Source organism: Sphingomonas desiccabilis, from assembly GCF_004135605.1.
Taxonomy (GTDB): domain Bacteria; phylum Pseudomonadota; class Alphaproteobacteria; order Sphingomonadales; family Sphingomonadaceae; genus Sphingomonas; species Sphingomonas desiccabilis.
The window spans coordinates 176,469-189,025 of the sequence record NZ_SDPT01000002.1 but is presented as its reverse complement, the minus strand read 5'-3'; the positions used below and the strand labels follow the sequence as shown (position 1 = coordinate 189,025).

15 protein-coding genes and 1 pseudogene are annotated in these 12,557 nt (G+C 70.7%); 6 read left to right on the top strand and 10 right to left on the bottom strand.

What is annotated here, in order from left to right; genetic code table 11:
* Positions 1 to 60 precede the first annotated feature (60 nt).
* From EO081_RS09085 to EO081_RS09075, 3 genes and pseudogenes are all read right to left on the bottom strand, one after another.
* Entirely contained in the window at positions 61 to 1,119 is a 1,059-nt protein-coding gene (locus EO081_RS09085) for a phage major capsid protein (protein ID WP_129341647.1), read from the bottom strand.
* Positions 1,120 to 1,188: 69 nt separating this feature from the next.
* A pseudogene (locus tag EO081_RS09080) lies at positions 1,189 to 1,564 on the bottom strand (HK97 family phage prohead protease).
* Positions 1,561 to 1,869, bottom strand: a complete 309-nt coding sequence (locus tag EO081_RS09075; protein WP_129341646.1) for a DUF6127 family protein — start codon at positions 1,867 to 1,869, stop codon at positions 1,561 to 1,563. Before EO081_RS09075 ends, EO081_RS09080 begins: the two are co-directional and overlap by 4 nt.
* Positions 1,870 to 1,897: 28 nt before the next feature.
* Between EO081_RS09075 and EO081_RS16840 the strand changes: the two genes are divergently transcribed.
* Entirely contained in the window at positions 1,898 to 2,059 is a 162-nt protein-coding gene (locus EO081_RS16840; protein ID WP_165284579.1) for a hypothetical protein, read from the top strand.
* A 142-nt stretch (positions 2,060 to 2,201) separates the two neighbouring features.
* Here the strand turns inward: EO081_RS16840 and EO081_RS09070 are convergent, their stop codons facing one another.
* On the bottom strand, positions 2,202 to 3,347 hold the full coding sequence (locus tag EO081_RS09070) for a phage portal protein (protein WP_129341645.1): 1,146 nt from the start codon (positions 3,345 to 3,347) through the stop codon (positions 2,202 to 2,204).
* Between the two features lie 28 nt (positions 3,348 to 3,375).
* Here EO081_RS09070 and EO081_RS09065 point away from each other — a divergent pair, with 28 nt between their 5' ends.
* On the top strand, positions 3,376 to 3,591 hold the full coding sequence (locus EO081_RS09065) for a hypothetical protein (RefSeq protein ID WP_129341644.1): 216 nt from the start codon (positions 3,376 to 3,378) through the stop codon (positions 3,589 to 3,591).
* A 7-nt stretch (positions 3,592 to 3,598) separates the two neighbouring features.
* On the opposite strand, the gene EO081_RS09060 is transcribed toward EO081_RS09065, so the two are convergent.
* Together EO081_RS09060 and EO081_RS09055 are read right to left on the bottom strand one after the other, a co-directional pair.
* Complete coding sequence (locus EO081_RS09060; RefSeq protein WP_129342432.1) at positions 3,599 to 4,879, bottom strand: DNA-packaging protein; 1,281 nt, start codon at positions 4,877 to 4,879, stop codon at positions 3,599 to 3,601.
* Between the two features lie 26 nt (positions 4,880 to 4,905).
* Positions 4,906 to 5,403 carry a hypothetical protein gene (locus EO081_RS09055; RefSeq protein ID WP_129341643.1) on the bottom strand — a complete coding sequence of 166 codons (498 nt, stop codon included), beginning with the start codon at positions 5,401 to 5,403 and terminating at the stop codon, positions 4,906 to 4,908.
* Positions 5,404 to 5,582: 179 nt separating this feature from the next.
* Here EO081_RS09055 and EO081_RS09050 point away from each other — a divergent pair, with 179 nt between their 5' ends.
* The 3 genes from EO081_RS09050 (at position 5,583) to EO081_RS09040 (ending at position 8,110) form a co-directional block, all read left to right on the top strand.
* Positions 5,583 to 6,587, top strand: coding sequence for a bile acid:sodium symporter family protein (locus EO081_RS09050; RefSeq protein WP_129341642.1), 1,005 nt, complete (start codon positions 5,583 to 5,585; stop codon positions 6,585 to 6,587).
* Between the two features lie 55 nt (positions 6,588 to 6,642).
* Complete coding sequence (locus EO081_RS09045; RefSeq protein ID WP_165284577.1) at positions 6,643 to 7,563, top strand: TraB/GumN family protein; 921 nt, start codon at positions 6,643 to 6,645, stop codon at positions 7,561 to 7,563.
* Positions 7,564 to 7,627: 64 nt separating this feature from the next.
* A complete protein-coding gene (locus EO081_RS09040; RefSeq protein WP_129341641.1) occupies positions 7,628 to 8,110 on the top strand; it encodes a DUF1440 domain-containing protein in 483 nt (160 codons plus the stop codon).
* Between the two features lie 112 nt (positions 8,111 to 8,222).
* Here the strand turns inward: EO081_RS09040 and EO081_RS09035 are convergent, their stop codons facing one another.
* The 4 genes from EO081_RS09035 to EO081_RS09020 form a co-directional block, all read right to left on the bottom strand.
* Positions 8,223 to 8,978: a 3'-5' exonuclease gene (locus EO081_RS09035; RefSeq protein WP_129341640.1), complete on the bottom strand. Its 756-nt coding sequence runs from the start codon at positions 8,976 to 8,978 to the stop codon at positions 8,223 to 8,225.
* 111 nt (positions 8,979 to 9,089) lie between these two features.
* Positions 9,090 to 10,472 carry a phosphoglucomutase/phosphomannomutase PgmG gene (gene pgmG / locus EO081_RS09030; protein ID WP_129341639.1) on the bottom strand — a complete coding sequence of 461 codons (1,383 nt, stop codon included), beginning with the start codon at positions 10,470 to 10,472 and terminating at the stop codon, positions 9,090 to 9,092.
* Positions 10,473 to 10,524: 52 nt separating this feature from the next.
* A complete protein-coding gene (locus tag EO081_RS09025) occupies positions 10,525 to 10,779 on the bottom strand; it encodes a J domain-containing protein (RefSeq protein ID WP_129341638.1) in 255 nt (84 codons plus the stop codon).
* On the bottom strand, positions 10,779 to 11,576 hold the full coding sequence (locus tag EO081_RS09020; RefSeq protein WP_240697622.1) for a division plane positioning ATPase MipZ: 798 nt from the start codon (positions 11,574 to 11,576) through the stop codon (positions 10,779 to 10,781). The genes EO081_RS09025 and EO081_RS09020 overlap by 1 nt, the downstream gene beginning before the upstream one ends.
* A gap of 110 nt (positions 11,577 to 11,686) precedes the next feature.
* Here EO081_RS09020 and panC point away from each other — a divergent pair, with 110 nt between their 5' ends.
* Positions 11,687 to 12,526, top strand: coding sequence for a pantoate--beta-alanine ligase (gene panC, locus EO081_RS09015; RefSeq protein ID WP_129341636.1), 840 nt, complete (start codon positions 11,687 to 11,689; stop codon positions 12,524 to 12,526).
* Positions 12,527 to 12,557 lie beyond the last annotated feature (31 nt).

Here is a 12,557-nt window from a genome sequence, read left to right as displayed (position 1 = left end):
GGTCGTTGGGCAGGAAAAGGGGTCCGGCGCGGGCTCTCCCCGCGCCGGAAGGGTGTCCGCTCAGGCCGCGGCGAACTTCATCAGCTTGATGGCTTCCGAATTGCTCACCTGCCCGCCCACGCGCTTGGTCGCGTAGAAGTGCACGAACGGCTTGTTCGAATAGGGATCGCGCAGAATCTGCGTCTCCTGCCGCTCGGCGATGAGGTACCCCAGTCGGAAGTTGCCGAACGCGATCGACAGGCTGCCGGCCGCGATGTCCGGCATCTCCTCCGCTTCCACCACCGGATAGCCCAGCAGCGTGTCCGGCTGGCCGGACACGAGCCCCGGCTGCCACAGGAACGCGCCGTCGGCGGTCTTGAGCTTGCGGATGCGGGTCGAGGTCGCCGCGTTCATCACGAACACCGCTCCCTGGCGGTAGGGCGCGCGCAGGCTCTGCACCAGGTCGATCAGCCGGTCCTGCGGCTCGCTGCCGAAATCCCCCGCCTCGCCGCTCGGCAGATACTGGAGGGTGCCGAACGCCCGCGCCGCATCGCCCGCCGTGGAGACCGGCTCGCGCAGGAAACCCTTGGGCTGGTTGATGCCACTGCCGTCGACGAACGCCCGCCCCTCGGCCGCCGCGAACTCGGCCGCGATCTCGCCCGCCAGCCATTCCTCCACGTCGAACGCGGCGTCGTCCAGCATCGCCTGGCTCGCCGCCGGATTGGCGTACAGGTCGCCCATCGGCGGCGACACCTCATGGAAGGTCGGCGTCGCCGTCTCGGGCCGCGCCGCCGTCTCCGACGCCCAGCCCGACGGCGTGCCGCCGCTCGTCACCAGCTTGCGATACCCCGCGCTTCCGACCTTCACGACATTCGCGATCGCACGGATCGGGCTTGTCGACCGGAGCAGCGTCTCGATCTGCCGGTCGATCTCGCTTGGCACGGCATAGCCGCCGCTCTCGCCGGTCGTACCGGTGAACGCCTTCATCTCCAGGGTCGCGCCGCTGCGCACGAAGCCCTCGAACGCCGCTCCGCCCGGCCGGGCTGCCGCCCCCGCCAGCATCGGCCGCGCCGCCGGGGCCCCTGCGCCCTCCACGCCTGCAAAGCTCGCTTCCAGCGCGTCTGCCTTGGTCTCGATCATCACCGTCTCCCGAAAAAGAGAAGGGCGCCCCACCGGGACGCCCGCACCACGCTTCAAAGCTGCGCGCCTTCAGCCGGGCGCCACCGCATGGACCCGCGCCAGCGGCTGCATCGGCACCGCGACCAAGCTCACCTCGACCAGGTCCAGACGCTCCAGCTCGCGCCACCGCCCGTGCCCGCGCCGCCTGCACGCGATATCCGAACGACAGCCCGCCCAGCGCACCGTCCCGAACCAGTCTCGCAAGCTCCGGCAGCTCCACCCGCCCGATGACGCGCAGGCCCCGGCTGTCCTCCGCCAGTTGCTCGATCTGCCCTACCGGCGCTCCCCGGTGCTGCCACAGCAGCGGTACCGGTCCGGAGCCGGCAAAGGCGCCCGCACGCACTACGTCGCCGCCCCGGTCGGGCACGCCGAAGATCGCGGCATAGCCGGCAAAGCGCACGCTCATCGCACCCACGCGCCGAAACCGGTCTTCACCGCCACGCCCACCAGCACCAGCGCCAGCAGCATCCGCACGACCCAGCCGATCGCCGCCCGTGCCGCCGATCGCTTGGCGTCGCGCCAGGCGGCCAGTAGTTCGCGCAGCTCCTTCATGTCGCCATGGGCAGCCGCGTCCTCCAGCCCCAGCCGGGTGAGCGCACGCGTCGCGCCGACCTCGCCCGCTTCCTCCACCATCGCGCGCAGCGTCGCCAGGTCGGCCCCGTCCTGCCGCGCCTGGCCCATCAGCTGCGCCAGCACCTGCGCATTGTCCATCGCCGCCTCCGCCTGTTAGGTCCCGGCCATGCGTCGCCGGCTTCGCATCGTCCTGTTCGCCGCACTCGCGGCCCTGGTCTCGATCGCGTTCGTGATGCCCTTCGTCCGCGGCAAGCAGTGCGCAGGCGCCGGCGGCCGCTTCGAGCGCACCACCCTCACCTGCACCCTGCCAACAGCTTACCCGCGCTGACCCCGCCTCCGTGCTCCCGCGCAGGCGGGACTTCGCACCCCTTCCGTTTGCTTCGAGCTTGTCGAGAAGCGGTGGCGCAACGTTTGTGGCGGCTTCTCGACAGGCTCGAAGCAAACGGAAGGGCAAGCCCGGAGCACAAGAACTACAGCCCCGCCCCGACCACCGGCCCCACGCCCACCATCGCCCGCTTCTCCTCGCGCGTCAGGAACTCCGCCCCGCTCACTTGGCCCCACAGCCGCTCGCGGTCCTCCGCCAGCGCCGGCACCCGGTCGAGGTCCACCGACAGCGCCGGATCCGCGAAATGCCCGCCGAGCCCCTGGCTCAGCTCCGCCAGGATCCGCTCGGCGAGCGGCAGGATCGACAGCCGCCACAGCGCACGATTGGCCTCGCGATAATTGGCGTAGGTGTTGTCGCCCGGCAGCCCCAGCAGCATCGGCGGCACCCCGAACGCCAGCGCGATCTCCCGCGCCGCCTGTGCCTTCAGCCCGTTGAAATCCATGTCGGCGGGCGTCAGGCTCATCGCCTGCCACTTGAGCCCGCCCTCCAGCAGCATCGGCCGCCCGGCGTTGGCGGCGCCCGCGAAGCCCGCCTCCATCTCGGCGCGCAACCGGTCGAACTGGTCGCGCGACAGCACGCCGCCGTCGCCGGGGTCATAGACCAGCGCGCCCGAGGGCCGCGCCGCATTGTCGAGCAGCGCCTTGTTCCAGCGCGCCGCCGCATTGTGGACCGCGATCGCTCCCGCCGCCGCCCCCAGGCACCCCAACCCATAATGATCGTCGAGCGGATGGAACGCCTTGATGTGCACCACCGCCGCCCGCCCCCGGGGATCCTCCGCCGCCAGCCGCTGCACCTCCGCCCCCACCCGGTACCGGAACGCCACCGGCCAGCCATTGGCGTCCGGCTCCACCGTCACCCGCTCGGGCCGAAGCGCGTAGAGTTCGCCCACCCCGCCACGCCCATCGTCCAGCAGCTGCACGAACGCATTGCCGTGCAGCAGCAGCTGCGCCGCGATCGTCTCCACCAGCACCTGGCCCGCCGAGCGCCGGCACACCAGCCGCACCATCTCCGGGTCCGCGCCCGTCACCGGGGCGGCCGCCACGCCCTCCGCCACCATCCGCACCGCGCGCTGCGCGATCGCATTCTCCAGATAGCCCGCGCGCACCTGCGCCTCGTAGCTCGTCGGCCAGCTGCCCAGCGCCGCGATCGATCCGCCCGGCGACAGCGCCGGCCGCCGTCCCTCGCCCGCCGTGCCGTGCGCACCCAGGCTCTTCCTGCCGAACCATTTCATGATAGCTTCCTCCGCCAAGGAGAGTCGAATGCCGCAAAGCGCACACTTCGCCCTGTTCCCCGCATCGCTGATGCTGTTCTGGCTGGGCGGCATGTTCGTCTGGGCCGGTTGGCGCATCCGCCGCCAACAGGTCCGCCCCGCCGGCGGTGAGCCCTATGCCCGCTCCGCCACCCGCCATCTCACCATCGGCGGCAGCGTCTGCGCCGCCGCTTTCGTGCTTCTGTCCCTGTCGCTCTTCACCTGATCCAGGCTCACAGCCCCCGTACCGACGCGGGCCCGCGGCGGCCGAGCATCAGCTCGTCCATCGCCCACACCAGCGCGTCAGCACGGTCGGGGGAGCGGCCGGGACCCTCGTAGCCGCCGCCCGCCACCAACCCGCACAGCTCGTCCTCCAGTGCCGGAAAGCTGCCGGCATGCGCGATGCGGCCGCGTTCATAGAGGGCGGCGATCGGCTCCGCCCGTGCCGACTTCCCGCGCGACGCATGCACCAGCCGCACCGGCAATGCCGACTCGGCCGTGCGCAGCACCGTCTCCACCATCGCGCCGCCCTGGTTCGCCTCGGCCACCACCCGATCCGCATCGTGGCGCGCCGCACAGGCCGCCACCGCCCGTGCCCAGCCGTCGGGCGTCAGTCCGGAGGCGCTCGCATCCTCCAGCACATAGCCGCGCCCGTCCTGGCCCAGCCCGGCCGCCACGATCCCGCACGCGTCCCCTTGCGCACTCGCGGGCGGATCGACGCCCACCACCACCCGCACCAGCTCGGGCGTGGTCGCGACCCGGCACCGCTCGATCAGCCCCCGCGTCCACAGCGCACCCTGCACATCCTCCAGCAACTCCCCGTCCAACTCCTGCCGCCCCAGCCGCGTGCCCGCGTACTGCGCCGCCATCGCCTCGACGAAGCTCGCCGGCAGGTGCGGGTTGTCCACGGTCCGGCCGTGCGTCTCGTGCACGCCCGGCAGCGTGCGTACCCGCCGCAGCAGCGCGCCCGGCTTGGGCGTGGTGGTCACCACCAGCTGCGGATGCGCGCCCAACCGCATGCCCATCATCAGATTGTCCCAGGCCGCATCGCCCAGGCGCCACTTCGCGATCTCGTCGCACCAGCCGGCGTGGTGTTCGGGCCCGCGCAGCTTCTCGGGCGCCTCCGCCGAATAGGCAAAGGCCTTGGCGCCCGATGCGAAGTGCAGCACGCCCCCCTTCCACAGCGTCGGCTCGTCGTCGTGCGCGCTCGCCTGCAACCCGCCCTCGCCGCCCACCATCACCCGGTGCACGTCGTCCAGCGTCGCCCCCACCAGCGCGATCCGTGCCTTGGGGTGGCTGCGCGCGAATTCGGACACCCACTCCGACGCCGCCCGCGTCTTGCCAAAGCCGCGGCCCGCCAGGATCAGCCAGATTCGCCATCCCTCCGCGGTCGGCAGCTGGCCGGGATGCGCCCAGCGTTCCCACCGATGCAGCAGCTCACGCCGCTGCTCCGGCGACAGGATCGCCAGGGTCGCCGCCTGCAGGGCCGGATCGGCGCGGGCCAGCGCCTGCATCGCGGCCTCGCGTTCCTCCGCCGGGCTCACGCATCGTCCCCCTCCTGGGTTCGGCGCGCCCGCGCTTCCTCGGCCGCATGGCGCTTGCTCAGCATCGCCAGCCGCTTGAGGATCGCCGCATCCGTCTTGTCCGCCGCGCCCGCCCCGGCCCGGGCGCGCTTGACCGCCGGAGCCTCGGCCTCGCGCTGCCGCTCGATCAGCCGCAGCGCGAACAGCACGTCCGGCGTCTCCAGCGGATCGCTCGACGCGCCGGTCAGCACCGCCGCCGTCCGCTCGATCAGCATCGCTTCCAGCCGGTCGTATCCGACGCGGAGCGCGGCGCGCCAGCCCTCGGCGAACCCCGCGTCTCTGCGGCACGCGGCATAGGCTTGCAGCGGCGCGATGGCGACCGCCTCGGCGGCGGCCTCGACGCTGCCGGTCGCCGCCAGGTGATCCAGGAACGCGCGCTGCACCCCGGCCCCAATCGATCGGGTGCGCTCCGTTCCCGATGCTGCTTGCGATCCCGTCTCGGTCTGCCGCGCCATCGCCCCTCCCCCGAACGCAAGACGGGGCCGCAGCCCTTCGGCTCCAGCCCCGCCCGCAATTCCTCAGCGTTCCTGTCTTGTTCCATATCAGCGTGACGATGTCAAGCACTTTGTACCCGTTTGGTTCGTCATCCGGAATCCGCTCGGCGCCCGGGATACTCTCCGGTAGGGAGGCCCGCATGGACTCCTCGCCCCGCCCGCCGCTCCTTCGCCGACTCACGGCCAGCATCGACCGCTACAGCATGCTGCTGATCGCGACCGTGCTGGTGGCGACGCTGCTTCCGTGCCGCGGCCGCGCGGCGGAGGGCTTTGCCCTGCTGACGCAGGCGGCGATCGCGCTGCTCTTCTTTCTCCACGGCGCCAAGCTGTCGCGCGCCGCGATCGTCGCCGGCCTCACCGCGTGGCGGCTGCACCTGGTCGTGTTCGCCGCGACCTTTCTGATGTTCCCGCTTCTGGGACTGGGCGTGGAGTGGGGTTCCTCCTGGTTCCTCTCCCCGGCACTCGCGCAAGGGCTGCTGTTCCTGACGCTGCTGCCCTCCACCGTCCAATCCTCGATCGCCTTCACCGCCATCGCCCGCGGCAACGTCCCGGCGGCGGTGTGCAGCGCCTCGCTCTCCAACATCGCCGGCATCTTCGTCACCCCCGTGCTCGTCGCGCTGCTGATGGGCGTCTCCGCCAGCGGCGGCGACTCGCTTGCCGCCATCGAGGAGATCGCGCTCCAGCTGCTGCTCCCCTTCGTCGTCGGCCATCTCGCGCGCCCGCTCGTCGGCGGCTTCATCGAACGGCACAAGCCGCTGGTCTCCACGGTCGACCGCGGCTCGATCCTGCTGGTCGTCTATACCGCCTTCAGCGCCGCGGTGATCGAGGGGCTCTGGCACCGCGTCCCCGCCTGGCAGCTGGTGCTGGTCACGATCGTCTGCTGCCTGCTGCTCGTGGTCGTGCTGTTCGCCACCCGCACGCTGGCGCGCCGCCTCGGCTTCTCGCGCGCGGACGAGATCGCGATCGTCTTCTGCGGGTCCAAGAAGAGTCTCGCTTCGGGGGTGCCCATGGCGGGCGTGCTGTTTCCGGCAGCCCAGATCGGTGCCCTGATCCTGCCGCTGATGATCTTTCACCAGCTCCAGCTGCTCGCCTGCGCGGTGATCGCGCGGCGCTATGCGCAGGCGGATCTTCCCGCCGACGCTTGACACAGCCCGCCCGCTCGGGCGCAACGCACGGCTGCTGCCCAAGGATGAGAACCGGATGATCAAGACCCTGCTGCGTGCCGCCGGCCTGTTCGCCATTGCCGCCTGGACGATGCCGCTGGCCGCGCATCAGGCCGCAGCACCTGCAACCGCCGCCCCGGCGCAGACGGTCGATGCCGATCCCGCGCTGTGGGTGGTGAAGGACGCGGACACCACCATCTACCTCTTCGGCACCATCCATCTGCTGAAACCCGGCTTCAGCTGGTTCGACGAGGCGGTGAAGACCGCCTTCGACCGAAGCGACGAGCTGGTGCAGGAGATCGTGCTCCCCGATCCGCAGGCGGTGCAGAAGGCGCTGGTCGCCACCGCCATCAACCCCTCCGGCCCCGGCCTCGAGGAGCGGCTGCCGCCCGAGACGCGCAAGGCCTATCTCGCCGCGCTCGCCGACGTCGGCGTGCCGGCGGCGAGCTTCGACCGCTTCGATCCGTGGTTTGCGGCCACCAACCTGACGGTGCTCAAGCTGGTGAAGGCCGGCTATGATCCCAACAGCGGCGCCGAACAGGCGCTCACCGCCGCCGCCAGGCAGGCGGGCAAGCGCGTGACCGGGCTGGAGACGCTCGAACAGCAGTTCGGCTATTTCGACAGCCTGTCGGAGAAGTCGCAGATCGCCTTTCTCACCGACACCATCAAGCAGCTGCCCGACGCCGAGAAGGAAGTCGGCAAGATGGTGGCGCAATGGTCGGCGGGCGATCCGGACGCGCTTGCCGAGACCATGAACGAGGGGCTCGACGCGACGCCGGAGGTCGCCAAGATCCTGCTGCTCGACCGCAACGTCCGCTGGGCCGGCTGGATCGCGGACCGCATGGCAAAGCCGGGCACCGTCTTCGTGGCGATCGGCGCCGGCCATCTCGCGGGCAAGGACAGCGTCCAGGCGCAGCTCGCCGCCCATCATCTGAAGGCCGAGCGCGTCCACTATTGATCCGCCCAGGGAGCGGTTCGCGCGAACGCTCGTTGTGGGCACAGCCTCCAGCAAAGGACGCCGCATGGCCGACACCGCTCCCCGCCCGCTCCTCGGCCTCGTCGCCGGCATCGCCGCCGGGGTCGTCGCCTCCGCGGCCATGGCCGGCTTCCAGGCCGCCGCTGCCCGTCTCGTGCCCTCCGACAGCGACGAGGATCCCGCGACCGTAAAGGCCGCCGACCGCGTCAGCCAGGCCGCCACCGGCCGTCCGGTCGCCGAGCCGAACCGCGCCGCCGCCGGTCAGGCGGTCCATTATCTGGTCGGAGCTGCCCTGGGCGGCATCTACGGCGTGCTCGCGGAATATCAGCCCGCCACCCGCCGCGGCTTCGGCGGCGCCTATGGCCTCGTCACCTCGCTGCTGGTCGACGAAGCCGCGGTTCCTGCCGCTGGCCTTGCGCCCGGCCCCTGGCAGGCATCGCTCGCCAGCCACGGCTATGGCCTCGCCTCGCACCTGGTCTACGGCATGGCACTGGAAGGCACCCGCACCCTGATCGCCGGCCGCCGCTGACCGCCGGGCGGCACACTCGCCCTCACCCTTCATCGTACCCCGGCGAAGGCCGGGGCCCAGTTGAGGAACCTAGCGGCTCTAGCGCTCCGGTCGGCCAGAAGCCTTGCGTACTCTACAGCAGCAGCCAATCCTCGCGGGTACGCCCGACCGCACCGCCGTTCTGCCGCCGCGCCAGCTCCTGCTCGGCGGTATAGCGCACATCCTCGTCGCGGTCGGACAGGAAGCCGTCGAGCGAGTCGTCGTCGATCTCCGTCCACTCACGCCCCCGGTCCGGGCCATAGCGCACGCGCGGCAGCAGCCCGGGCAGGTTCGACCATTCGATCAGCTGCGCGATGCTCGCCTCGTTGAGCATGTCGCGCAGGTGGAATGCGGTCACATAGGCGTCCGGGAAGGCGCGATGCGCCGGCAGGCCGCGTTCATGCTCGATGCCGTGCGGCCGCCGCCAGTAGCGCAGCATCTGGTTGGAGAAGCCCGGCGAGTCCGGCCACAGCCGCAGCGCGCATTTCCAGGTGCAGATCCAGTCGGCGCCATGGGTCAGCGGCGCCGTGCAGAACTTCTGCTCGAAATCCGCCCGGTGCGCCGCCAGCGCGATCCGCCGCGGGTAGGGATCCAGCACGCGCCGCGCGACGTCATGCCAATAGGGTGCGTCGGCGACCTGCTCGTCCAGGATATGGTGCACGGCCTGGGTAACCGGCGGGATCATCCGGCCCGGGTTGACGAGCTGCGATCCACCCTCGCCGACCAGTTCCCAGCGCCCGTCGTTGCCGAGCGCCACATCCTGCCACCCGATCTCGCACACCCCATGCACCGGGGGCGCGTTGCCGGTAGTCTCGAGGTCGATGACGCGAACGATCTGGGGGGAAGCCATGGCCCCGAAATGGGGCAGGCGGGCGCGGATTGCCAGCCCGCCCGGTTCAAAACCGTCGCCGCTTGCCGCGGCTGGCGGCGGGCCGGGCACTCTCGCCCGGCCCGCCCCCGATCAGTGCGCCGCCTGCGGCCCGCGCTGCAGCCCGCTCAGCGCCAGCTGCTCGTCGATCTGCGCCATCAGCCGGTCGAGGCCTTCCTGACTCTTGGCTTCGGCGCGCGCCACCAGCACGTCCTGAGTGTTGGACGCGCGCAGCAGCCACCAGCCGTCGGGCGTGTTGACGCGCGCGCCGTCGGTGCGGTTCACGTCCGCGCCGGCCGCTTCCAGCCGCTCCAGGATCTCGTCGACCACCGCGAACTTGCGGCTCTCGTCGACCTGGAAGCGCATTTCCGGCGTGTTGATCATGTTCGGCATCGCACCGCGGATCTCGGTCATCGACTTGCCGATCATGTGCACCGCCCGGATCAGCCGCACCGCCGCATAGGGCGCGTCGTCGAACCCGTAATAGTCGTGCGCGAAGAAGATGTGGCCGGACATCTCGCCGGCGAGCGGCGAGTTGGTTTCCTTCATCTTGGTCTTGATGAGGCTGTGGCCCGTCTTCCACATCAGCGGCTCGCCACCCAGCTCGGCAATGCGGTCGTACAGCGCCTGGCTCGCCTTCACGTCGGCGATGATCGTCGCGCCCGGCAGCTCCTTCAGCACCGGCTCCGCCAGGATCGACAGCAGCTGGTCGCCCCAGATCACCCGCCCGGTGCCATCGATCGCGCCAATGCGGTCGCCGTCGCCGTCGAAGGCGATGCCGAAGTCGAGGTTCTTGTCCGCCACCAGCTGCTTCAGCGCCGCCAGGTTCTTTTCCTCGGTCGGGTCGGGATGGTGGTTGGGGAAGCGCCCGTCGATGTCGGTGAACAGCAGGTGGTGCTCGCCCGGCAGCAGCTTGGTGAGCTTCTCGATCACCCGGCCGGCCGAACCGTTGCCGGCATCCCAGCCGATCCGGTACGCGCCGCCGGCATAGCCCGCCATCAGCCGCCCGACATAGGCGTCCTCGATGTCATAGTCGCTGACGGTGCCTTCGCCCTCGTCCCAGTCGCCCTCGGCGCCCATGCGGCCGAGCTTCTGGATGTCCTCGCCGAAGAAGGGCTTGTGCTGCAGCACCATCTTGAAGCCGTTGTAGTCGGCCGGATTGTGGCTGCCCGTGATCATGATGCCGCCGTCGACCTCCAGCGTCGCCTCGGCATAATAGAGCATCGGCGTCGGCCCCAGGCCGACCCGCACCACGTCGACCCCGCTCTGGGTCAGGCCCTGCACCAACGCCGCCTCGAGCTCGACCGAGGACACGCGGCCGTCGCGGCCCACCGCCACGCGGGTACCGCCGGCGCGGCGCACGATCGTGCCGAAGCCGCGGCCGATCGCGGTGGCATCCGCCGTGCCCAGCGTTTTACCGACCACCCCGCGGATGTCATATTCGCGCAGCGAGGTGGGGTCGAAGACGTGGCTCATGGCTTTCTCCCTGGAATTCGGTGGCGTCAGATCGCGCGACGCCGCGGAAAGTTCAATGTCGCAACCGGCCGAGCAGCACGTCGCGTGCCGCATTCACCCGACGCGTGAGGTCGGCCGATCCGCCGCGGTCGGGATGCACGGCGCCCACCAGCCGCCGATGGGCGGCGCGAATGGCCGCCTCGTCCGCATCCGGGCCGACGCCCAGCACCTGCCGCGCCTCGGCCTCTCCCGACAGCGCAGGCTTGCGCGGGCGCAGGTACAGCCACAGCCCCACCAGCACCGCCGCGACGAGGAGGATCTTCAGCATCAGGCCGCGGCGGAGGGCACGACCGGGTCCGGCAGCGCCAGCCCGGCCATCATCTCGCGCAGTTCCTGGCGGGCGGCGACGTGGCTCAGCCCCATCGCGCCGAACTCGCGGCTGTCGAGCATCGTCAGCCCCTTGGGGAACAGCTCGCGATAGATCACGCGCTCCGACAGCCCCGGGATCACCCGGAAGCCGACGCGTTTGGACAGCTGCTCGATCGCTTCCGACACGCGCCGCATGTTGCGCGCCTCGATGTGCTGCAGGCGGTTGCGAAGCACCACCCAGTCGATCGTCGATCCGTCGGCGCGGGCACGGTGCTTGCGCGTCTCCCAGATCAGCTCGGAATAGAAGCTCGGCCGCGTGACCTTGAACGTCTCCGGGTGCACCTGGCCGATCAGGTCGAAGTCGACGAAGCTGTCGTTCATCGGCGTGACCAGCGTGTCGGCGTTGGTGACGGCCATGCGCGCGAACGGGTCGTCGCGACCCGGCGTGTCGATCACCAGATAGTCGGCATGCTCCGACAAACGCTCCAGCGTGTCGGTGAAGAAGTCCATGCTCTCGCCGTCGTGCGTCGCATGGATTGGCATCGGCAGGCTGCTGCCCTGCCGCCGCGCGGTCTCGGCGCGATTGTCCAGATAGCGACCCAGCGTGCGCTGGCGATGGTCCAGATCGAACGCCGCCACCCGCGCCCCCTTGGCGGCCAGCGCGATCGCGACGTGGACCGCGGTCGTCGACTTGCCCGTGCCGCCCTTCTCGTTGGCGAACACGATGACGTGCAATCCGTTTGAGGCCGTGCTCAAGGTGCCTTCTGTCCCCTGTTGGTACCCTGGTGCTGGTGCCATGGTGTTGATCCCGTGGCGGCACCCCCATAGAAGGCCGCCTTCTCATTCTTACCGGAGGCATTGGGGCCGTGCAAACCATCCGTCAGCTCGTCGCGCTTCGCGACGCGCTGGCTTCCTTCCGCGCCGCAGGGGAGAGCATCGCGCTCGTCCCCACCATGGGCGCGCTTCATGACGGCCACATGGCCCTGGTCGATGCCGCGCGCCGCCGCGCCAACCGCGTCGTGGTGTCGATCTTCGTCAATCCCAAGCAGTTCGGTCCCAACGAGGATCTCGCCCGCTACCCGCGGCGGGAGATGCAGGATTCGCGCATGCTCGCAGAGGCGGGCGCCGATGTACTGTGGATGCCCTCCGTCGAGGAGATGTACCCCGACGGCTTCGTCACCGCGGTCTCCGTCGGGGGCATCAGCGCCCTTCTGGAGGGGGCGCATCGTGCCGGCCACTTCGACGGGGTCGCCACCGTGGTCGCCAAGCTCTTCGGACAGGTCCGCCCCGACGTCGCGCTGTTCGGCGAGAAGGATTTCCAGCAGCTGGCGGTGATCCGCCGCATGGCGGCCGATCTCGACCTCGGCATCGAGGTGGTGGGCGTTCCGACCCAGCGCGACGACGACGGTCTCGCCCTCTCGTCCCGCAACCTCTACCTCGATCCCGACGAGCGCCAGCGTGCCGTCGCCCTTCCCCGCGCGCTCGGCGTCGCCGCGCGCACCCTGGAAAAGGGCGGGGCTGCCGACGAGGCGCTCGCCCAGGCGCGCGACATGCTCGCCCAGGCCGGGTTCGAAACCGACTATATCGCGCTGGTCGATGCCGAGACGCTGGCGGAGCCGGAACCTGGCCGGCCGATGCGGCTCCTCGCCGCCGCGCGGATCGGCAACACCCGCCTGATCGACAACGTGGCCGTCCTGTCTGCCTGACCGGCACCAGCCTTCCGCCCGCGCGTTCCCC

Bases quoted from the DNA above. Each gene is read 5' to 3' on its own strand.
- EO081_RS09085 (WP_129341647.1), bottom strand. From the start codon at position 1,119: ATGATCGAGACCAAGGCAGACGCGCTGGAAGCGAGCTTTGCAGGCGTG.
- EO081_RS09075 (WP_129341646.1), bottom strand. From the start codon at position 1,869: ATGGACAATGCGCAGGTGCTGGCGCAGCTGATGGGCCAGGCGCGGCAG.
- EO081_RS16840 (WP_165284579.1), top strand. From the start codon at position 1,898: ATGCGTCGCCGGCTTCGCATCGTCCTGTTCGCCGCACTCGCGGCCCTG.
- EO081_RS09070 (WP_129341645.1), bottom strand. From the start codon at position 3,347: ATGAAATGGTTCGGCAGGAAGAGCCTGGGTGCGCACGGCACGGCGGGC.
- EO081_RS09065 (WP_129341644.1), top strand. From the start codon at position 3,376: ATGCCGCAAAGCGCACACTTCGCCCTGTTCCCCGCATCGCTGATGCTG.
- EO081_RS09060 (WP_129342432.1), bottom strand. From the start codon at position 4,879: ATGCAGGCGCTGGCCCGCGCCGATCCGGCCCTGCAGGCGGCGACCCTG.
- EO081_RS09055 (WP_129341643.1), bottom strand. From the start codon at position 5,403: ATGGCGCGGCAGACCGAGACGGGATCGCAAGCAGCATCGGGAACGGAG.
- EO081_RS09050 (WP_129341642.1), top strand. From the start codon at position 5,583: ATGGACTCCTCGCCCCGCCCGCCGCTCCTTCGCCGACTCACGGCCAGC.
- EO081_RS09045 (WP_165284577.1), top strand. From the start codon at position 6,643: ATGATCAAGACCCTGCTGCGTGCCGCCGGCCTGTTCGCCATTGCCGCC.
- EO081_RS09040 (WP_129341641.1), top strand. From the start codon at position 7,628: ATGGCCGACACCGCTCCCCGCCCGCTCCTCGGCCTCGTCGCCGGCATC.
- EO081_RS09035 (WP_129341640.1), bottom strand. From the start codon at position 8,978: ATGGCTTCCCCCCAGATCGTTCGCGTCATCGACCTCGAGACTACCGGC.
- pgmG (WP_129341639.1), bottom strand. From the start codon at position 10,472: ATGAGCCACGTCTTCGACCCCACCTCGCTGCGCGAATATGACATCCGC.
- EO081_RS09025 (WP_129341638.1), bottom strand. From the start codon at position 10,779: ATGCTGAAGATCCTCCTCGTCGCGGCGGTGCTGGTGGGGCTGTGGCTG.